This window comes from Pseudoalteromonas sp. SG41-1, from assembly GCF_014164575.1.
Lineage (GTDB): Bacteria > Pseudomonadota > Gammaproteobacteria > Enterobacterales > Alteromonadaceae > Pseudoalteromonas > Pseudoalteromonas rhizosphaerae.
In genome coordinates this window covers 49,482-68,291 of the sequence record NZ_JACJFL010000014.1, presented here as the reverse complement: position 1 = coordinate 68,291, position 18,810 = coordinate 49,482, and the positions used below count along the sequence as shown (strand labels likewise).

Annotated in this window: 20 protein-coding genes; 13 read left to right on the top strand and 7 right to left on the bottom strand. The window is 41.0% G+C overall.

Annotated elements, in window-relative coordinates:
- Positions 1-31 precede the first annotated feature (31 nt).
- The 4 genes from H5203_RS10430 to H5203_RS10415 form a co-directional block, all read right to left on the bottom strand.
- Positions 32-868: a mechanosensitive ion channel family protein gene (locus tag H5203_RS10430; RefSeq protein ID WP_182819701.1), complete on the bottom strand. Its 837-nt coding sequence runs from the start codon at positions 866-868 to the stop codon at positions 32-34.
- 35 nt (positions 869-903) lie between these two features.
- Positions 904-1,611, bottom strand: a complete 708-nt coding sequence (locus H5203_RS10425) for an LrgB family protein (RefSeq protein WP_182731870.1) — start codon at positions 1,609-1,611, stop codon at positions 904-906.
- Entirely contained in the window at positions 1,604-1,990 is a 387-nt protein-coding gene (locus H5203_RS10420; RefSeq protein WP_182819700.1) for a CidA/LrgA family protein, read from the bottom strand. Before H5203_RS10420 ends, H5203_RS10425 begins: the two co-directional genes overlap by 8 nt.
- A gap of 97 nt (positions 1,991-2,087) precedes the next feature.
- Positions 2,088-2,879: a crotonase/enoyl-CoA hydratase family protein gene (locus tag H5203_RS10415; RefSeq protein WP_182716997.1), complete on the bottom strand. Its 792-nt coding sequence runs from the start codon at positions 2,877-2,879 to the stop codon at positions 2,088-2,090.
- Positions 2,880-3,177: 298 nt separating this feature from the next.
- Between H5203_RS10415 and H5203_RS10410 the strand changes: the two genes are divergently transcribed.
- The 5 genes from H5203_RS10410 to H5203_RS10390 all read left to right on the top strand — a co-directional run bounded on the left by H5203_RS10410 (position 3,178) and on the right by H5203_RS10390 (position 9,246).
- Positions 3,178-4,344 (top strand): efflux RND transporter periplasmic adaptor subunit, encoded by a 1,167-nt coding sequence (locus H5203_RS10410; protein WP_182731872.1) that lies wholly within the window; start codon positions 3,178-3,180, stop codon positions 4,342-4,344.
- 11 nt (positions 4,345-4,355) lie between these two features.
- The gene (locus H5203_RS10405) at positions 4,356-7,466 is read left to right on the top strand and encodes an efflux RND transporter permease subunit (protein WP_182758782.1); all 3,111 of its coding nucleotides are present in this window, start codon (positions 4,356-4,358) and stop codon (positions 7,464-7,466) included.
- Positions 7,467-7,579: 113 nt separating this feature from the next.
- Entirely contained in the window at positions 7,580-7,900 is a 321-nt protein-coding gene (locus H5203_RS10400; RefSeq protein WP_145237630.1) for an HI1450 family dsDNA-mimic protein, read from the top strand.
- Between the two features lie 61 nt (positions 7,901-7,961).
- Positions 7,962-8,777 (top strand): DUF481 domain-containing protein, encoded by an 816-nt coding sequence (locus H5203_RS10395; RefSeq protein ID WP_145237626.1) that lies wholly within the window; start codon positions 7,962-7,964, stop codon positions 8,775-8,777.
- Between the two features lie 16 nt (positions 8,778-8,793).
- Entirely contained in the window at positions 8,794-9,246 is a 453-nt protein-coding gene (locus tag H5203_RS10390) for a hypothetical protein (protein ID WP_145237622.1), read from the top strand.
- A 61-nt stretch (positions 9,247-9,307) separates the two neighbouring features.
- Here H5203_RS10390 and H5203_RS10385 read toward each other — a convergent pair whose 3' ends face one another.
- A complete protein-coding gene (locus tag H5203_RS10385; RefSeq protein WP_145237619.1) occupies positions 9,308-9,793 on the bottom strand; it encodes a peptidylprolyl isomerase in 486 nt (161 codons plus the stop codon).
- A 12-nt stretch (positions 9,794-9,805) separates the two neighbouring features.
- Positions 9,806-10,717 carry a tRNA-modifying protein YgfZ gene (ygfZ, locus tag H5203_RS10380; RefSeq protein WP_182819699.1) on the bottom strand — a complete coding sequence of 304 codons (912 nt, stop codon included), beginning with the start codon at positions 10,715-10,717 and terminating at the stop codon, positions 9,806-9,808.
- A gap of 130 nt (positions 10,718-10,847) precedes the next feature.
- Between ygfZ and H5203_RS10375 the strand changes: the two genes are divergently transcribed.
- The gene (locus H5203_RS10375) at positions 10,848-11,099 is read left to right on the top strand and encodes a succinate dehydrogenase assembly factor 2 (protein ID WP_054205400.1); all 252 of its coding nucleotides are present in this window, start codon (positions 10,848-10,850) and stop codon (positions 11,097-11,099) included.
- A gap of 40 nt (positions 11,100-11,139) precedes the next feature.
- Positions 11,140-11,511 (top strand): hypothetical protein, encoded by a 372-nt coding sequence (locus H5203_RS10370; protein WP_310736554.1) that lies wholly within the window; start codon positions 11,140-11,142, stop codon positions 11,509-11,511.
- On the opposite strand, the gene nadB is transcribed toward H5203_RS10370, so the two are convergent.
- The gene (nadB, locus tag H5203_RS10365; protein WP_145237612.1) at positions 11,471-13,096 is read right to left on the bottom strand and encodes an L-aspartate oxidase; all 1,626 of its coding nucleotides are present in this window, start codon (positions 13,094-13,096) and stop codon (positions 11,471-11,473) included. The genes H5203_RS10370 and nadB overlap by 41 nt on opposite strands.
- Before the next feature lie 263 nt (positions 13,097-13,359).
- Here nadB and rpoE point away from each other — a divergent pair, with 263 nt between their 5' ends.
- The 6 genes from rpoE (at position 13,360) to lepB (ending at position 18,809) form a co-directional block, all read left to right on the top strand.
- Complete coding sequence (gene rpoE, locus H5203_RS10360; RefSeq protein ID WP_145237609.1) at positions 13,360-13,941, top strand: RNA polymerase sigma factor RpoE; 582 nt, start codon at positions 13,360-13,362, stop codon at positions 13,939-13,941.
- A gap of 1 nt (position 13,942) precedes the next feature.
- Entirely contained in the window at positions 13,943-14,554 is a 612-nt protein-coding gene (locus H5203_RS10355) for a sigma-E factor negative regulatory protein (protein ID WP_145237606.1), read from the top strand.
- Positions 14,555-14,558: 4 nt separating this feature from the next.
- Positions 14,559-15,515, top strand: coding sequence for a MucB/RseB C-terminal domain-containing protein (locus tag H5203_RS10350; RefSeq protein WP_145237603.1), 957 nt, complete (start codon positions 14,559-14,561; stop codon positions 15,513-15,515).
- Between the two features lie 12 nt (positions 15,516-15,527).
- Positions 15,528-15,977, top strand: a complete 450-nt coding sequence (locus H5203_RS10345) for a SoxR reducing system RseC family protein (protein WP_182819698.1) — start codon at positions 15,528-15,530, stop codon at positions 15,975-15,977.
- 69 nt (positions 15,978-16,046) lie between these two features.
- Complete coding sequence (gene lepA / locus H5203_RS10340) at positions 16,047-17,834, top strand: translation elongation factor 4 (RefSeq protein WP_182731876.1); 1,788 nt, start codon at positions 16,047-16,049, stop codon at positions 17,832-17,834.
- Between the two features lie 39 nt (positions 17,835-17,873).
- Complete coding sequence (gene lepB, locus H5203_RS10335) at positions 17,874-18,809, top strand: signal peptidase I (protein WP_182758783.1); 936 nt, start codon at positions 17,874-17,876, stop codon at positions 18,807-18,809.
- Position 18,810: the final 1 nt, after the last annotated feature.

Sequence of the window (18,810 nt, the reverse complement as noted above, 5' to 3'; positions counted from 1 at the left end):
CCGTCAGCGGCTCCCTTTTTATATACTGCATTTAACTATCAAGATCGTGCTTATTAATAGTAATCACCCGTTGTGGGAATGGAATTTCAATATCCGCACCTTGAATCGCACTATATACACCACCGTTTACGGCCAGCTTGGTTTCAATTATTTTCGTCGTCGGCACCCAGTAGCGGTAACTAATTGTTACTCCACTTTCAGCAAACCGTTCAATGCCAACTTGTGATAGCGGTTCATTTGCGACTAACTCATGGTCTTTCAATACGTTTTCTATAAGCTCTATAGCATGCTCAGCACTGGCATTATAGGCAATATCAATTTCACCTTTGACCAATGAATAATTAAATGAGTTATGCAGTATTTCGCCAACGATGTGTTTGTTAGGAATAGTAATTTCGACTTTTTCTTCATTGATCAAAATGGTGTAACCTAGCTCAATGGTTTTTACTTGGCCGCTGACATTTTTAACTTCAATCGTGTCACCAACGATAAAGGGGCGGGTGGCAATAATAGCCAAGCCTGCGCCATAATTTGATAACATCCCTTGCAATGCTAAACCAGCACCAAGAGAAGCTGCACCAATTGCAGCGACAAAAGGTGTGACACTTATGCCAATTTTACCTAGCGCAATAATAATGAACATAACGATAAACAATACTTTCACTACATTACTGACAAAATTAGTGAGAGTAATATCAATATTATTACGCGCCATTAAAGCGGCAATCATCTTAGATATTTTTTGTGCCACCCACAAACCAAAAATCAAGATCAACAATGCGCCAACTAATTGCATGCTGTACTTAACGAGGTACTCACTGATCATGGTGTAGTATTTTTCAACTTGTTGGATTTCTGTACTGATCATCTATTATCCATAAATAAAGTGGTTAAACTATTTCATCATAGCAGAGCTTGACTCAAAAAAGGATAAAGTAATGGTACGATTAAAGCGGTAAGTAATGCGCTCAGTGCCATTGCCACTGAAGCAAATGCACCAATACGCGGATGCTCAACAAGTGCGGCGGCGGTGCCTATTGCATGAAATGCAGTACCAATCGCAACGCCTTGTGCCTGATGGTTATAAATGCCCACCTGACGAAGAATAAGTAGCGCGAACAAAGCACCTAATAAGCCGATAAAAATCACCATCGCAGCTGCCAACGAAGCAATGCCTCCGAGTGAATCAGTCACTAATAGAGTAATGGGAGTAGTGACCGATAAAGCGGCAACAGATGCTGCTAATTGTGCAGGCACATTAAATGCAGCACTGAGTAAGGTTGCAACCACAGTGGCATTGATTATGCCCAGACTACAGCAGCCAACAATCAGCAAGAGATTTCTTCGTATATGCACAAATTGTTGATATAGCGGTAATGCAAGCGCAACAATGGCAGGCTCCAGTAAATAGCTTAATAGCTGGCTATGGCTAGCAAATTGCGAATAAGGCAGTGAAAAACTCACTAGTAATATGGCTATAAGCGTAATAGTGATAAAAACGGGATTAGTCAGCGCTTTTAATAAAGGATTGTTAATGGTTGTATTGAGCTTCCTTAACCCTAAAAACAGCGTGATAATTACAGGAATACTTAACCACCATAGATCAATCATGTTCAATCCTGCCTTTAAATACACTGATCACTGCTGCGATAAGCAGTAAGCTGGTCAATGGCACCAAAATGAAAACTGCACTGAGAAATTGCCATTGCAGGGCGATGATTTCAAGGTGTTCGATAAAACCAACCCCAGCAGGGATGAAAAAAAGCGGCATGACATTTAATAATGGCTTAGCACAGGGAGTTAAGTGATGCTCTTTAACTACGTTTGTTAAAAGTAACGTAAGTAGCATTAGCATCGCTAAGAGGGGGGCTGGAAAGCTGCCTTGCAGCCAGTGCATGATTATTTTTGCTATCGCCAAACAACCCAAAATCAAACAGCTGCTGAGTAAATAAGGGAAGATTTTTTTAAGCACTTGGGGTCGGGGAGCCATTGATTATTTACTCACTACAGGTCGTATTATACTTCATCATATTTGCTTGTTGAAAACTATGCGACTTATTGCTTAGCGTTGATATTAAGTGAATTTGTTACCAACGTTTACTATTTTGATACTCAATGTTATCGGCGCCTTTGGCTTTTGCAATGGCCTTTTTTGTATTGCTGTTAATAAGCAGACGAATTTGGCTAATGGTTTCTTTTGCTAAAATTTGTCTTCTTGGAGTGTTAAAACTTTGTTGAGTAACGCGTTTTATTGCCGCTAAAGTATCCGGTGAGCGAGCTAATAAGGTATTGATCATTGCTAAACAGCGTTGTTTTGGATCCGCATTTACTTCAGTTATTAACCCTAATTGCAGCGCTTTATCAGCACTAATAGGATCTGCATGACTGGCAAGCCACATGGCATCGTCACGTTTTAGTAAGCTAGGTAGTACAACATTTGCACCCATATCAGGGCATAGTCCCCAGCGCGCTTCCATAATGGCTAATTTAGCATCTGGGTGCACAATCCGATAATCAGCCCCAAGAGCTATTTGCAGGCCACCACCAAAGCAATTACCTTGGACGACTGCGAATACCGGCACACTTAGTGATTGCCAACCCAGCACAACTTGCTGCGCTAAATTACAGTTACCCGGCAACCATTTAAATAGCAACTTGGCAATATTTATGGGACTTTTCATAACGGCAGCAACATCCAGTCCAGCACAAAAATGCTCACCATCACCTTGAATAACGACAGCGCGGATAGTCGGGTCTTTTTTAATTTTTTTAATAATACTTGTCAGCTGTTTGAACATGACAAAATTCAACGCATTTTGTTTATCTTTTCGGGATAATGTAACGAAGGCGATTGCCTGTTGTGTTTCAAAGTTAATCATGTCAACTCCTCTGACCTGTTTCAGTTTAGCTTACGAGTTAATTGAATTGATGTAAAGCGTAGCTTTTTTTGAAAAACAAGCTGTTTTAGAGTCAGTTATTATTAACTTGAGATACAAATGATTACAAATTGGTCTATATTTTTAATCGAGTGGCTTGTTATATAATCAGCCAATAATAGCCTCTGAACGTAACTTGACGTTTAAGGATAATTTAAATACATACATAAAGGTAGTTGCGCAGCTACCAAGGAGATAAACCATGCTAAAAAGGTTCACGCCTAGCATTTTAGGAACTTACATGTCATTAGCGATCAAAGGGGTAGTTGGTACAACATTAATCGCTTTTTTAGCTGGTTGTTCAGATGATAACGCTACCAAACAAGTCGCTCCACCTCCCGCGGTTTCAGTATTTAATGTTGTTACCCAAGAGGTGGGGAATTATCGAGAGTTTGTTGCTCGCACGGAAGCTCATCAGGAAGTAAAAATTCGCGCTCGTGTTGAGGGGGAATTAATTGAACGTCATTTTGATGAAGGCTCATTTGTTGAAAAAGGACAGTTATTACTAAGAATTGACCCAAGTGAATACCAATCCTCTGTTGCTGAAATTGAAGCAGACTTAAAAAGTAAACTTGCTGGTGAAGATGGTGCGTCTCGTGATTTAAAACGCGGTAAAGAAGTTGCTGCACAAGGGTTTATTTCACAATCTGATTTAGATAAATTAACCACTAAATATGAGCAAGCCGCTGCTGCTGTTATTTCTGCAAAGGCCAGCCTTGAAAAAGCAAAATTAAATCTAAGTTACACCGAGATAAAAGCGCCGTTTGCAGGGCGTATCGGTAAGGTTAATTATGACGTAGGCAACATTGTTAGCCCTTCCTCAAATGAATTGGCGGAATTGACTGATGTGGATCCAATTTATGTTAATTTCCAGGTCGAAGAAGGCGATTACATTAGTTATCGTCAAAAACATCAAGATAGTGCTAATAACCCTCAAAATGTACCAATAGATTTATCCCTGCGTTTGCCAAATAACTCGGACTTAGGATCAAAAGGGCAGTTAGATTTTGCCGATACGAAAATTGATCGCAGTACTGGCACTGTTGAATTAAGAGCTACATTCGCTAATCCACAGAACATTATAATGCCAGGCTTATTTGTCACCTTAATTGTTGAAAGTAAAGATAAGCAACTGCAAGCACTTATTCCTCAAGCTGCAGTACAAGAAAATCAACAAGGTAAATTTGTATTAGTAGTGGGTGAAGATAATAAAGTTGCAACGCGTATTGTGCAATTAGGACGACGTATCAATGCGATGTGGGTCGTTAAATCGGGTCTTGAAGAAGGTGAGCAAGTGATTGTTGAAGGTTTACAAAAAGTACGTCAAGGGGTCGAAGTTAAACCAGTCGAAAAAAAGGTCGATCACACCACAGGTACAATTTCTAGCCAACCAGACGCTGCAAACTAAAGGAAACGCACATGATAAGTAAAACGTTTATCGCGCGGCCTAAATTTGCCCTAGTCATTTCGATAGTGATTACGCTAGCGGGTTTGATTTCCATGGGTTTGCTGCCAGTTAATATGTATCCCGAGATTACTCCACCGCAAATACAGATCACCGCAGTTTACCCAGGTGCCAGTGCGCAAATAGTGGAAGAGTCAGTGGTCAGGCCCATTGAAGAGCAAGTCAATGGTGTCAAAGATATGATGTATATCGAGTCCAGCTCCAGTAATAATGGCACGGCTACGATTACGGTATACTTTAAGGTGGGCACGGATACTGATATTGCTCAAGTAAATGTGCAAAACCGTGTTGCCTTAGCTGAACCGGGGTTACCCAGCGAAGTAACCCGCCAAGGTGTATCGGTTAAGAAAAAATCCAGTTCAATGTTATTGGGTATTAACTTGTATTCTAGCCAAGCAAACATTGATGCCATTTTTTTAAGTAACTATGCAACAAACTACTTAACTGAACCGCTGGGCCGAATTAAAGGCGTGGCATCGGCTGAAGTTATGGGTGAGAAAACCTACTCAATGCGATTGTGGTTACGCCCAGATAAAATGGCGGCGTTAGGGCTGACAGTAGGCGAAGTTAGGGCGGCATTACAAGAGCAGAACACTATAGTTGCAGCTGGTAAGTTAGGTGCGGCACCGAGCTCACCAAGTCAGCAGTTTGAATATTCAATTCAGGCTAAAGGGCGTTTAAAAACTCCAGATGAATTTGGCCAAACAATTATTCGTGCTAATCAAGATGGTAACTTTGTACGTTTGACTGATATTGCTCGCATTGAACTTGGCTCAGCAGATTACAGCACTACAGCTAAGTTAAACCAGCAAGATACTGCTTTTATAGTTATTTACCAATTAACAGATGCCAATGCAACGCAAGTGGCAAGTGATGTTAAAGCCACCATGGTAGAGCTTGCTAAGCAATTACCAGATGGTGTTGAATACTCAATACCATACGATACGACAGAGTTTATCAATCGCTCAATCGAAGAAGTGATTGTTACATTATTTCAAGCTGTTGGCCTGGTTGTTTTAGTGGTGTTTTTGTTTTTACAAAATTGGCGCGCGACACTTATTCCAACTATTGCCATTCCAGTATCGTTGGTGGGCACGTTTGCTTTTATGATGGCTATGGGTTACTCAATTAACTTAATCACCTTATTTGGTTTAGTGCTAGCGATCGGTATTGTGGTAGATGATGCAATTATTGTAATTGAGAATGTTGAGCGGATCCTCAAAGAAGAAAAGCTGCCGATTAAAGAGGCTGTCACTAAAGCGATGGAGCAAGTAACCGGGCCTATAATTGCGACCACCCTAGTTTTATTAGCTGTATTTGTGCCAGTAGGCTTCATGCCAGGTATTACTGGGGAGCTTTATAAGCAGTTTTCTGTAACGATTTCGTTTGCGGTATTAATTTCGTCCGTTAACGCATTAACCCTAAGCCCAGCTTTATGTGCCTTATTGTTAACTGAAAAGTCAATGAAACCGATAAAATGGCTAGCGCCAGTTGAAAAAGGCATTGTTAAATCAACCTCCATCTATTCTAAAATTATCCACTTTATTCTAAAACGCTCAGCGAGAATGGCTATTTTTGCCTTAGTTATTTTTGTAGCGGCAGGTTGGCTTGCTAAAAGCGTTCCAACAGGCTTTGTCCCAGCCGAAGACCAAGGCTTTGTATTTGTAGATGTGCAATTACCAGATGCGGCGGCTTCGGGACGCACTGTTGATGTGATGCATAAAATAGGTGATATTATTAAACAAGAACCAGCTGCAACCGATTTTATTGCTGTATCCGGTTTTTCTTTGATTGGCGGGGCGGGTTCAAATAATGCTTTAGGTATTGTTATTTTAAAAGACTGGGAAGAACGCACTAGTACTGAACTTGGCTTAAAGTCAGTGATTGGTCGTTTGATGGGAAAAATGTGGGCTATGCCTGATGCGCAGATAATGGTATTTAACCCGCCGCCAATTCCTGGTTTGGGTAATAGCGCTGGTTTTGAGTTTCGTCTGCAAGACAGTGAAGGCCGAGATCCTATTGAGTTGGCACAAGTACTTAATGGGCTGGTATATGAAGCGAACCAACATCCAAGCTTGAGTAATGTGTACAGTACTTTTAGAGCAAATGTACCGCAGTACTTTTTAGAGATAGATCGCAATAAAGCTAAAGCTCAAGGGGTTGCATTAAGTGACATATTCTTAACGCTGCAAGCCCAGCTCGGTTCATTATATATTAACGATTTCAATCAGTTTAGCCGTACTTACAAAGTAATCATGCAAGCTGAGAGTGAGTTCCGTAAAAATCCCTCAGACTTGCAGCATTATTTTGTGCGTAACAATGAAGGCGACATGGTGCCATTAACGACACTTGCTAAACTTGAACCAATTCTTGGGCCAACAACCCTCAAGCACTTCAATTTATATCGTAGTGCGAGTATTAGTGGTCAAGCAGCTGCGGGGTTCTCAAGTGGTGATGCAATAGCTGCCATGGAAGAGCTAGCTAAGCAGTTACCTAATGGCTATGTATTTGAATGGGCAGGGCAATCTAAACAAGAAATTGAAGCTGGCAATATGGCACCGTTGCTATTTGCTTTGGCCGTTCTATTTGTTTACTTGTTCTTGGTTGCACAATATGAAAGTTGGACGATCCCTTTTTCAGTTATAGCAGCGATTCCACTGGCAATGTTTGGTGCAATGTTAGCGTTATACGTTTTGGGTATAGAAAATAATATTTATGCGCAAGTGGGGTTAGTACTGCTTATCGGTATGTCGACCAAAACTGCAATTTTGATTGTAGAATTTGCGATGGAAGAACGCCTTGCAGGTAAGAGTATTTTTGATGCGGCTCTTAGTGCAGCTAAAATGAGGTTTCGTGCGGTATTAATGACGGCTCTTTCATTTGTATTAGGTGTATTACCGTTAGTATTTGCAACTGGCGCTGGAGCGGGAAGCCGTGTATCGCTGGGTGTCACTGTGCTAGCCGGCATGTTAGCAGCGACTATATTGGGTACTTTGTTGGTGCCGTTATTTTATAGTTTGGTGCAGTCAATGCGCGAAAAAATAAAGGGTACAGCGACTTCATAAGCGTAAAATAAGCTTTGTATAAAAAAAGTCAGGGAAACCTGGCTTTTTTTTGTCAAAAATTTGCTGAGGTTTGATACTATATCTGGCATTAGCATCATGAAAGGTTTATGGCAATGACAGGACCCCGTTTATACAGTGAAGAAGAAGTAACGCATCAAGCTTACGATATCTTTTTAGAGTTAGCCCCAGATAACCTTAGTGAGCAAGATGTTGATGATTTTAACCAGCATCGAGAAGAGCTTGGCTTTATTGAAGAAGGCGAGCCTGATGATCAATGGCAAGATTTTGTTGCATTAGAAATAGAGCCAGAATTATTTATTCAGGTGTTAGTGGGACTTGAATTCGATAATCAAGATATTCTATTTGCTAAAATTTTGATTAGCCGTGATAAAGATGCGCCGTTTTGTCATATATTATGGAAAGATAGCGAATAATCTAGATGCAGTATCTTAGTGAAAACAGCCTTGTTTTAAATATCAACACAGTGAGCGAACAGTGATTAGGATACTGCTGTTGTTGGGCTGCCTGCTTAGCTTTAAAGTCTGGGCAGTTGATCCTTTTGAAGACTTTCATGAGTATGGTCAACTCTCAGATGAAGAGATCCATAAAATCCATCAAGGCGAACTATTATACGGCGATACTGAATTTGGACTTATTGTTAGTCGCGGTAATACTAACTCGACCAGTTTTAAGTTCAAAGGTAACTTATATCAAGACCTTGATAAATGGCGTAATCAATTCAAAATAGATAGTTTATATAAACGTGATCGTAACGATGCTACTGGTAATGATGAAGTCTCGGCAAACCGTATATTTTTCTCTGCGCAGGGCAACTATAAAGTTGGGGTAAAAAACGCCTCATTCTTTATGTATGGTGATTATGAAGAAGATGAATTCAGTGGTCTTGAGTTTAAAAGTACGCTTGCGGCAGGTTATGGTAACCGTTTGTATCAAGGGGTAAAAAACCAAGTTGATTTTGATATAGGGCCTGGTTTATACCGCTCGGTGGCGCAAGATGATGCTGAGCTTGAAGATGAGCAAGACAAAACCAAAACCGGCTATTTATTACGTTTAGCACTGCAGTGGGAGCGTACGGTCTCGACTCGAACACGTTTCAATCAAGATTTAAGTATTGAGCAATCATTGTCAGGATTAAACTCACGATTAAAGTCAGAAACATCATTGATCAGCCAAGTGATGGGTGCTATATCATTAAAGTTTACTTATTTATATCGTTATAATTCTAAGCCGGAAGACGACAAGTTAAAGTTTGATTCAGAACTAAGTGCGACATTAGTTTATAGTTTTTAATATTTTAGAGAGTGTTATGTATCAGCATAAGCAATTTGCACTGTTCATTTTTGTTATTCTAAGCTGGATTGCCAGCTTTGTTGGTTTAGCTTGGTATTTAATTGGTGCCGATATGCCGTTAATGGTATTTGCAGCGATTTTAGTGCTGGTGGGTTTTTTGTTCCATGGTTTAACCATTAAAGTTGATGACAGCCAAATTAGCTGGGGTTTTGGTCCTGGTGTGTTTGGTGATAAGTTGCAGCTAGTGGATATTATTGAAGCTAAAGCAGTAGAAAATTCTTTTCGTCATGGTATTGGCTTACGTATTACCCATGATGGTTGGGTATACACAGTGTCAGGATTTAGCGCAGTACAGCTAACTTTAAAAGATGGTAGCCAATATCGCTTGGGAACTAACGACCAAGATGGTTTACTGGCAGCGTTGGCGGGTAAGATAAGCGAGCCAATAGCAGAGCCTACACTCGTTTGATTAAATTATAGATATAAAAAAAGCGCAGTAGCGCTTTTTTTATTGTCGGTTTAAGTCGATATTAGTGATCGTGACCACAGCCGCCATCACCATGAACATGGCCATGCTCTAGTTCGTCTGCTGTTGCATCACGCACTTCAAGTATTTCTACATCAAAGTTTAAAGTGATGCCAGCGAGTGGGTTATTACCATCAACAATTACATCTTCTTCTTGAATATCAATGATCATTACAGATTGATCGCCGTCATCTGTTGAGGCACGAAATTGCATACCAACTTCAATTTCCATACCTTCAAACATCGACTTTGGTACTGCTTGCATCAGATCATCATGGCGTTCGCCATAACCTTGCTCTGGTGGCACAGTAACACTGAGTGTGTCGCCCGCTTTTTTACCTTGTAGGGCATCTTCGAGGCCTTGAATTAAGTAACCGGTACCAACGATAAAGATTAGTGGCTCACCATCAAATGAGTTATCGATAGAGTTTTTGTCATTATCCATGACTGAATAATGCATTTTTACCACTTTATTTGTTGCAACGATCATAGTCACTCCTATTTATTCGTCTTCGAGAGAGTAGGGTAGAGGAAGGATTGATAGCTCTACCGTTGGGGCATGTTTTGCACGCAGTAACTGACTAGGTTCACTGTCGTTTGGCAACACAACAAGGCCAAATAAGGTTTTACTTTGTTGATTGTAGGCTTGGCTTATTAATTTGCCAGCACGACGCCAGTTTTCACCCATTTGGGTTTCAAGCTCTGGCTCTGCTAATTCTCCATCGCTGTGCCCTGATACGATATACATAGCGCGTTTATTTTTACCAAGGTATTTCATGCGGGCAACGGTTTCTTGGCCTGTGTAACAGCCTTTACGAAAGCTTACTCCACCGATTGCTTGCAGGTTAACCATTTGTGGTACGTATTCACCGAGTGCCGCTTCATTGAGCTCAGGCTCACCCGCTAAAATACTATGTTGGTGCCACAGCGCGTCGTTTTCAAGGGCGATAACCTCATCAGGCAGTGAAAATTCATCATTAACCATCAGTAAAATGCGGTTTTTTGCTAATTTTAGTGCTTTACCATGACTAAAATCGCAAGCGCTATCTTGCTCATTAAAATGAATGTTCAACGCATTTAAGGTTGTAGCTAGATCATCACCGATTAAACCAATTAACTTGCTGGTAGCAGCTTGTATTTCAACTTTTGAAAACACCGCATACTTTTTTAATTCCGTTAAAGATTGAGTGGTTTCAACCGCTGATGCTGCTAAATAGTAACTATCCTGATAAGCAAATAACTTTGCTACACTCCATAATTTACCTTTGGCATTACAGTGCCCAGCCCATAAGAAGTTGGTTTGGTTGAGCTTATTAATATCTTGGGTAATTTGGCCATGAAGGTAGGCGAGTTTATCAACACCGCTAATGCGGATCAGCTGATGTGATAAAGGGCATGCGTGTACTGTTGACATAAAAACCTGCTTTACAATAAATGTAGGCGCGTATAATACCGTAGTTAGCGCTGCTGGTATAGATGCATAAATAGCTGTTTATTCAGGTGCAATTTGTTAAACTGCTAAGTAACTTAGTACGAGGTAAAAAATGACTGAAATTCACAATAAAGCGCGTATCCGCTGGGCTTGTCGCCGCGGCATGTTAGAACTAGATGTGTTATTTATGCCATTTGTAGATGAGGCATTTGATTCGTTATCTGTACAGCAGCAAGCTGTTCTTCAACGTTTGCTAGAAGCGGATGATCCCGATCTATTTGCGTGGTTTATGGGCCATCAAGAATGTAAAGATCCTGAGCTTAAACAGATGGTACAACTGATTTTAGACCGAGTTCGTGTATAGGTTTAGGGTTACTAATAATGTTCCAGACCACAGGCCTTTTGTGGTCTACTTTAGCTTGTTCGCAGTGTGTTATAGCTTATTTTTAACTAGCATATTAGCGCAATTTATTTGTGTCGCCAGTAGTACTGTTTTTGGCTATGTGAGTTGGAACTGGTATAAAAAATCCCATCCTCAGCAAGGCGTTTTTATATTAGATTCTACGCAATGTCGTTTTGAAAATAATACGCTAAAAATAAATGGCCATATCAGTAACAAAAGCCGTGTTTATCAAAGCAGTGTTTGGTTATATATTAATGGCTTTGCAAGCTCCCACTGGCTGATTATTAATGCCAGCGGGGTTGATGAACTGAGTTTTGTGCGCTTGAAACGTCTTACTTTGGCTGCTCGTCATGAGCAAGCGGAGTTAAAATAGTGGGCGTTGGATTATCATTTAACTGTGGGTAGTCAATCGTATAATGCAAGCCTCTGCTTTCTTTTCGCTCCATTGCACTGCGAATTATAAGCTCTGCTACTTGCACTAAATTACGCAGTTCAAGCAAGTTATTCGAAACGCGGAAGTTTGCATAATAATCACGAATTTCTTGCTGTAGTAATTCAACTCGGTGTAACGCACGTTCTAGGCGTTTAGTTGAACGCACAATGCCAACATAGTCCCACATAAATAGTCTTAGTTCATGCCAATTATGGGTGATCACCACTTCTTCATCTGAGTTAGTTACGCGGCTTTCATCCCACATCGGCAGCACTTTTAATGCTGGACTATGTTGTATTTTTGCTAAAATATCTTTTGCTGCGGCGTGCGCGAACACAATGCACTCTAGTAATGAATTACTGGCCATGCGATTAGCGCCATGTAGCCCCGTATAAGCGACTTCGCCTACCGCATATAAGTTATCTAGATCGGTCTTGCCGTTAAAGTCAGTCATTACTCCACCACAGGTATAATGTGCCGCAGGAACCACTGGAATTGGATCTTTAGTGATATCGAGCCCGACACTTAAGCATTTTGCATAAATGGTCGGGAAATGCTCAATAATAAAGTCTTTATCTTTATGACTGATATCTAAATACACACAGTTAGCACCTAGGCGCTTCATCTCAAAATCGATAGCGCGGGCAACAATATCGCGTGGTGCGAGCTCTTCACGCTCGTCAAAGTCTTTCATGAATCGTGTGCCGTCAGGGCGCTTTAAATAAGCACCTTCACCGCGCATCGCTTCGGTGATCAGAAAGTTTTGTAGCTCTGGGTGATATAAACTGGTCGGGTGGAATTGGTTAAATTCCATATTAGCTACTCTACAACCTGCCCGCCAAGCCATGGCGATACCATCACCACTGGATACATCAGGGTTGGATGTGTAAAGGTATACTTTACTGGCACCACCGGTTGCTAAGGCTACAAACTTAGCTGAAATTGTTTCGACTTTCTTTGCCGCTCGGTTCCACATATATACGCCATGGATATGTTTACCGTTTTGGCCTAATTTTTTATCACCAATTAAATCTATTGCGTTGTATTGTTCTAATAAGGTGATTTCTGGGTGCGCTTGTACTTGGCTTATTAGCGTTGTTTGCACTGCTCGGCCGGTAGCATCTGCAGCGTGCAAAATTCGACGATGGCTATGGCCGCCTTCACGGGTTAAATGAAAGCGCTCTTTGCCTTTGCTATCAAACTCCATATCAAAAGGCACGCCTTGCTCGATTAGCCATTGCAAGCAATCATGGGCATTACTAGCGGTGTATTGCACGGCGGCTTTGTCACATAAACCACCACCGGCATCTAAGGTGTCTTGTACGTGAGATTCAATGCTGTCATTCTTTTTATCAAACACGGCAGCAATGCCGCCTTGTGCATAAAGTGTGGAACCTTCCGTCAATTCACCTTTACTGATCACGGTAACTTTACAGTGATTAGCTAAAGATAATGCTAATGAGAGGCCAGCTGCGCCGCTGCCAATAATAGCGACATCCGTGATATGGTGTTTATTTTGGTTCATGTCCGTGGTCTTTGCGGTTACAATGCCCAGATACTAATGTATAAACAGTAATGAGCAAATAATAATATTATGATAGGCGTATATGTATCATATTTGGCGCGACACTATTAGTGATTTTCAACTTTCGCCAACATATTTATATGCTATTTTATAAAAAAATAATATTAAACAGAACTTTTCATTCATGCAGCAGTCAGAGTATTTGTAAACAATGGCAGGATATGAATGACAAGCAATAATCAGACAGAGGAGTACCGGCTCGAATGAGCGAGCAGGATTTGGATTTAGCGCTAGTAAAAAGGGTCCAGCAGGGCGATAAAAATGCCTTCAATCTTTTAGTAAAGAAGTATCAGAACAAAATAGCCGGTTTGATTTCACGTTATGTATCAAATCAAGGCGATATTGCTGATGTTGCTCAAGAAGCTTTTATTAAAGCATACCGCGCACTTCCAAACTTTAGAGGGGACAGTGCCTTTTATACTTGGTTATACCGTATCGCCGTTAATTGTGCTAAAAATTACTTAGTGGCTCAGGGCCGCAAACCGCCAGCAAATGATATAGATGCTGACGATGCAGAGTTTTATGAAGGGTCTGATGCAATGCGTTCAAATGCATCCCCTGAAAACTTGCTACTAAGCGAAGAAGTTCGCGCAGTGATTTTTAACACCATTGATAGTTTGCCTGAAGATCTTAAAACCGCGATCACTCTACGAGAAATCGAAGGGATGAGCTATGAAGAAATAGCCGTGGTGATGGATTGCCCAGTCGGGACGGTGCGTTCGCGTATTTTCCGTGCCCGTGAAGCAATAGATAACAAATTAAACCCATTAATAGGCGAGTCTTAATATGACAAAAGCACACGTTAACAAGTTGGATAATCAGCATCTATCCGCATTACTTGACGGCGAACAATCATTAACTGATGAGGTTATTGCCCAGCAAGATGCGGCAACCTTAGGACGTTATGCGCTAATAGGTGACGTAATGCGTGCTGAGTCAGAAGATGCTTTCGTCTTTGATATAAGCGATAGTGTTGCGCAAGCGCTGGAAAGTGAACCAGTTTATGCTGATTTCACACAATCTGCGTCACAACCTGCACCATTGGCTGCCACGGGCACCGATAACGTAGTGGCGTTTAACTGGCGCAAACCAGTTGCACAACTTGCAATTGCAGCAAGTGTTGCCATGTTTGCAATTGTTGGTGTACAAACATTGCCACAAGGTGAAAACTCACCTAGCAATGAAATTCCGATGTTACAAACAACACCAGTAACAGGAATGGCATCACCAGTTAGCTATTCGTCAGAACCCGCTTTACAAAATGCAGAGCAAGGTTTGCGTGAGTTACAGCAACAGCGTATTGGCGCGTTAGTATTAGAACATCAACGCCAAGCACGAGTTGCATATTCATTAGAAAAAGCTCACACTGAGGCGCAAGCCGAAGAGGAAAAAAACTAATTAAATGAAAGTAATTACTTTTATTTTGTCGTTGGTATTAATGGCTCCAGCCTTTGCTGACGACGAAAACCCCGCAAAAGAGCTTCTGCTCAAAATGGCTGACGCCGTTCATAATCGTAACTTTGACGCATCATTTGTGGTCGTCAAAGGGAAGACAATGGAACCATATCGTTGGTTGCATGCAAAACAAGGTAATACAGAACTCGAGCATTTGAGCTTACTCAATGGCGCAGGCCTTGAAATGGTTCGTATTGATGATCAAGTTACTTATTTTGAGCCACAGTCTGAACCTTATTCAATAGATACTGATTCTATAGCAGGCCCAATCCCAGAAGTGTTATTCAAAGATGTTGAGCGTTTAAGCCAACATTACGATTTTGTGCTCGGTGGTAAAGGCCGTATTGCAGGACGTGCTGCCCAGCTTGTGCGTATCGAATCAAAAGACGAATATAAGTTTAATTATTGGCTGTGGCTTGATGCAGAGTCATCGCTATTACTAAAATCTGCTTATGTTAATCATGCCGGTGAGATGTTAGAACAACTACAGTTAACTCATATTAGTGTAACCGAAGAGCCCGCTGCGTTATTACTTGAAATGCTAAATCGTAAGTTTCCAACGCCATTACCAGCAGCGGCAATTACTCAACAAGAAGCAAGTACAGAAAGTAATAATTGGCAAATAGGCTGGTTACCGGAGGGGTTTAGTTTGTTAAAATCAGACCGTCATAAGCTTGATTTGAACAATGAACTGACGGATTATTATTTATACTCAGATGGTTTTGTCGAAATTTCAGTGTTTGTACAAAGACCATTACCTGGTCGCAGGCCAAGCGGTGCATTGTCATCCGGTGCCACGACAGTATATGTGCATAATAGCGGTAGTTTTGATGTGTCAGTGGTGGGGAATATTCCAGCAATGACTGCAAAAGCAATTGCTGAATCGGTTGCAAGACCCTTGTAATATAAGCTGATAATGATAGAACAAACCCTTACAGTGGTGTCGATTCAAGGCGCCACTGCGCATTTAGAAGCCCAACAAAAGCAAGCCTGTGAAGGGTGCAACGGCCGTTGTGGTTCTCAAATATTTAGTAAGTTATTTGGCACTGCTAAAAAAACCTTCCCCTATCGCTTTGAAATCCCTGTTGTGGTTGGGCAAAAAGTAACCCTAGCACTGGATGATAGCCACATGGTAAAGCATGCTTTTGTAGTGTATATGTTGCCTTTGGTATTAAGTCTGGTATTTGCGTTAGTGGCTGCTGAGGTTTTTTCTGTGCCTGAATGGTTGCAAATCATTGCCGCTATAGGTGGTGGTTTTACTGGCTTTGGCATTGCTAAAAGCCGAGTGAAAAGCCTAAAGCATGATGTTAAAGTAATAAAAATTCACCCAATTAGCCTCCCTTTAACTCAAATAGATGGTGATTGAAGCCAATTAAATGTAAAATTGCGGCTTTATACACTCAGTCCATTAAAATAGAAGTTTAGAATCCAGTTTATGAAGCATATCCGTAATTTTTCGATCATCGCCCATATTGACCACGGTAAATCGACCCTTTCAGATCGTTTGATCCAAGTTTGTGGTGGTTTAACAGACCGCGAAATGCAAAAGCAAGTATTGGATTCAATGGATATTGAGCGCGAGCGTGGTATCACCATTAAAGCGCAAAGTGTAACTCTAAATTATAAAGCCAACGACGGTGAAACTTACCAACTTAACTTTATCGACACCCCGGGACACGTTGACTTTACTTATGAAGTATCGCGCTCGCTGGCAGCGTGTGAAGGTGCATTATTAGTTGTTGATGCCGGTCAAGGTGTTGAAGCGCAAACTCTAGCGAATTGTTACACTGCCATCGAAATGAATTTAGAAGTAATTCCGGTATTAAACAAAATCGATTTACCACAAGCTGATCCACTTCGTGTAGCCGAAGAAATTGAAGATATTATTGGTATCGATGCCCTAGATGCCGTGCAATGTAGCGCTAAAACAGGTGTGGGTATTGCCGAAGTTCTTGAAATGATTGTTAAGGACGTACCGCCACCAGTGGGTGATAAAGACAAACCGCTACAGGCGCTTATCATTGACTCATGGTTTGACCCGTATCAAGGTGTTGTATCGCTGGTGCGTATTAAGCACGGTGAATTAAGAACGGGCGACAAGATAAAAATTATGTCGAACGAGCATATACACACTGCAGATCAGGTTGGTGTTTTTACACCAAAGCAAACCAACACCGGTATTTTAAGAACTGGTGAGGTAGGTTTTGTTATTGCGGGTATTAAAGAAATACATGGTGCGCCAGTAGGTGACACTATTACCCATCAAAAAAATGCAGCACCTGAGCGCTTACCGGGCTTTCAAAAAATTAAACCACAAGTTTATGCCGGTATGTTTCCAATTGCCTCGGATGAGTATGAATCTTTCCGTGATGCGCTTAATAAACTTAGCTTAAATGATGCGTCGTTATTCTTCGAACCAGAAAATTCAACAGCACTTGGCTTTGGCTTTCGCTGTGGTTTCTTGGGCATGTTGCACATGGAAATCATTCAAGAGCGTTTAGAGCGTGAATATGATATTGACTTAATTACCACCGCACCAACGGTAATTTATGAAGTTGTAACTAAAGAGGGTACGATTCAGATTGATAACCCATCTGATTTACCTGCTGTAAACGATATTTTAGAAATTCGTGAGCCCGTTGTTGAAGCTAATATTCTTGTACCACAAGAGTACTTAGGTAGCGTTATTACGCTTTGTATTGAAAAGCGTGGTATGCAAACTAAGATGAACTATCACGGTAAGCAAGTCGCTGTTACTTATGAACTGCCAATGGCAGAAGTGGTGATGGACTTTTTCGATAAGTTAAAGTCAACCAGTCGTGGTTTTGCCTCGCTGGATTATAACTTTAAGCACTTTCAAACATCAGACATGGTGCGCGTTGATATATTAATCAATGGTGAGCGCGTTGATGCGCTTGCGATTATTGTTCACAGAGACAGCGCGCAATCGCGTGGTCGTCAATTAGCTGATGCGTTGAAAGAACTTATCCCTCGTCAAATGTTTGATATAGCAATTCAAGCGGCAATTGGCGCGCATGTTATTGCTCGTACCACTGTTAAGCAATTACGTAAAAACGTAATTGCGAAGTGTTATGGTGGCGACGTGAGTCGTAAGAAAAAGCTACTTCAAAAGCAAAAAGATGGTAAAAAACGTATGAAGCAACTAGGCAATGTTGAAGTGCCTCAAGAAGCATTTTTAGCGATTCTTAAAGTTGGTAAGTAAGTTTCTTAACCAAATTACGTAAGATAAAGGATTTAATGCATGGCAGGTTATTTTTCAATATTTTTAGTTTTGTTAACTCTAGGCTCAGGCTTAATTTGGTTAATTGACCATTTTATGTTTGCACCAAAAAGGCAGCAACGCTTAGATCTTGCGCAAAGCTCTGCTGGCGGCGAGCTTGATGAAGAAACTGCAGCATTAATTGCGCCAGAACCGACGATTACTGAAACGGCAAAATCAATTTTTCCGATGATTGCGGCTATTACGATTTTTAGATCGTTTATATTCGAGCCGTTTCAAATACCATCAGGTTCAATGATGCCGACACTATTAGTTGGCGATTTTATCTTAGTACAGAAATATTCGTATGGCGTGAAAGACCCTGTTTGGCGCACTCAATTAGTTGATGTTGCAGAGCCTGAACGTGGTGATATTGTGGTATTTAAATACCCATTAGACGAACGTATTGATTATATTAAACGTGCGATTGGTTTACCGGGTGATAAAATCGTTTACCGCGATAAGCGTTTATACATTCAGCCAAATTGCGAGCAAGGACAAACACAGCAAGGTGACTTATTGTGTAATGAATTTAATAAAATTGATATGGAGATCATTAATCGCGATGAATTTAAGCAAGGCTCTATGGATTTAGTCCGGTTAGATGAAAATTTGACTACGCTAAAACATAATATTTTAATTAACCCTGAAGCGCTGGAAATGAAAGGGCGTTACTATCAACAACCGGGTACACGTTCTGATGAATGGGTAGTGCCGGCTGATCATTATTTTATGATGGGTGATAACCGCGATAACAGCCAAGATAGTCGCGTATGGGGCTTTGTGCCAAAAGAAAACTTGGTGGGTAAAGCTGTCTTTATATGGATGAGTTTTGAATTTGAGAATGGCCCAGATGACATTTTACCAGGCTGGGTTCCAACTGGTGTTCGTTTTGAACGCCTAGGTAATATTCAGTAAC

Excerpts from the sequence above, each read along its gene's own strand:
- H5203_RS10430 (WP_182819701.1), bottom strand. The coding sequence starts at position 868 with ATGATCAGTACAGAAATCCAACAAGTTGAAAAATACTACACCATGATC.
- H5203_RS10425 (WP_182731870.1), bottom strand. The coding sequence starts at position 1,611 with ATGATTGATCTATGGTGGTTAAGTATTCCTGTAATTATCACGCTGTTT.
- H5203_RS10420 (WP_182819700.1), bottom strand. The coding sequence starts at position 1,990 with ATGGCTCCCCGACCCCAAGTGCTTAAAAAAATCTTCCCTTATTTACTC.
- H5203_RS10415 (WP_182716997.1), bottom strand. The coding sequence starts at position 2,879 with ATGATTAACTTTGAAACACAACAGGCAATCGCCTTCGTTACATTATCC.
- H5203_RS10410 (WP_182731872.1), top strand. The coding sequence starts at position 3,178 with ATGTCATTAGCGATCAAAGGGGTAGTTGGTACAACATTAATCGCTTTT.
- H5203_RS10405 (WP_182758782.1), top strand. The coding sequence starts at position 4,356 with ATGATAAGTAAAACGTTTATCGCGCGGCCTAAATTTGCCCTAGTCATT.
- H5203_RS10400 (WP_145237630.1), top strand. The coding sequence starts at position 7,580 with ATGACAGGACCCCGTTTATACAGTGAAGAAGAAGTAACGCATCAAGCT.
- H5203_RS10390 (WP_145237622.1), top strand. The coding sequence starts at position 8,794 with ATGTATCAGCATAAGCAATTTGCACTGTTCATTTTTGTTATTCTAAGC.
- H5203_RS10385 (WP_145237619.1), bottom strand. The coding sequence starts at position 9,793 with ATGATCGTTGCAACAAATAAAGTGGTAAAAATGCATTATTCAGTCATG.
- ygfZ (WP_182819699.1), bottom strand. The coding sequence starts at position 10,717 with ATGTCAACAGTACACGCATGCCCTTTATCACATCAGCTGATCCGCATT.
- H5203_RS10375 (WP_054205400.1), top strand. The coding sequence starts at position 10,848 with ATGACTGAAATTCACAATAAAGCGCGTATCCGCTGGGCTTGTCGCCGC.
- nadB (WP_145237612.1), bottom strand. The coding sequence starts at position 13,096 with ATGAACCAAAATAAACACCATATCACGGATGTCGCTATTATTGGCAGC.
- rpoE (WP_145237609.1), top strand. The coding sequence starts at position 13,360 with ATGAGCGAGCAGGATTTGGATTTAGCGCTAGTAAAAAGGGTCCAGCAG.
- H5203_RS10355 (WP_145237606.1), top strand. The coding sequence starts at position 13,943 with ATGACAAAAGCACACGTTAACAAGTTGGATAATCAGCATCTATCCGCA.
- H5203_RS10350 (WP_145237603.1), top strand. The coding sequence starts at position 14,559 with ATGAAAGTAATTACTTTTATTTTGTCGTTGGTATTAATGGCTCCAGCC.
- H5203_RS10345 (WP_182819698.1), top strand. The coding sequence starts at position 15,528 with ATGATAGAACAAACCCTTACAGTGGTGTCGATTCAAGGCGCCACTGCG.
- lepA (WP_182731876.1), top strand. The coding sequence starts at position 16,047 with ATGAAGCATATCCGTAATTTTTCGATCATCGCCCATATTGACCACGGT.
- lepB (WP_182758783.1), top strand. The coding sequence starts at position 17,874 with ATGGCAGGTTATTTTTCAATATTTTTAGTTTTGTTAACTCTAGGCTCA.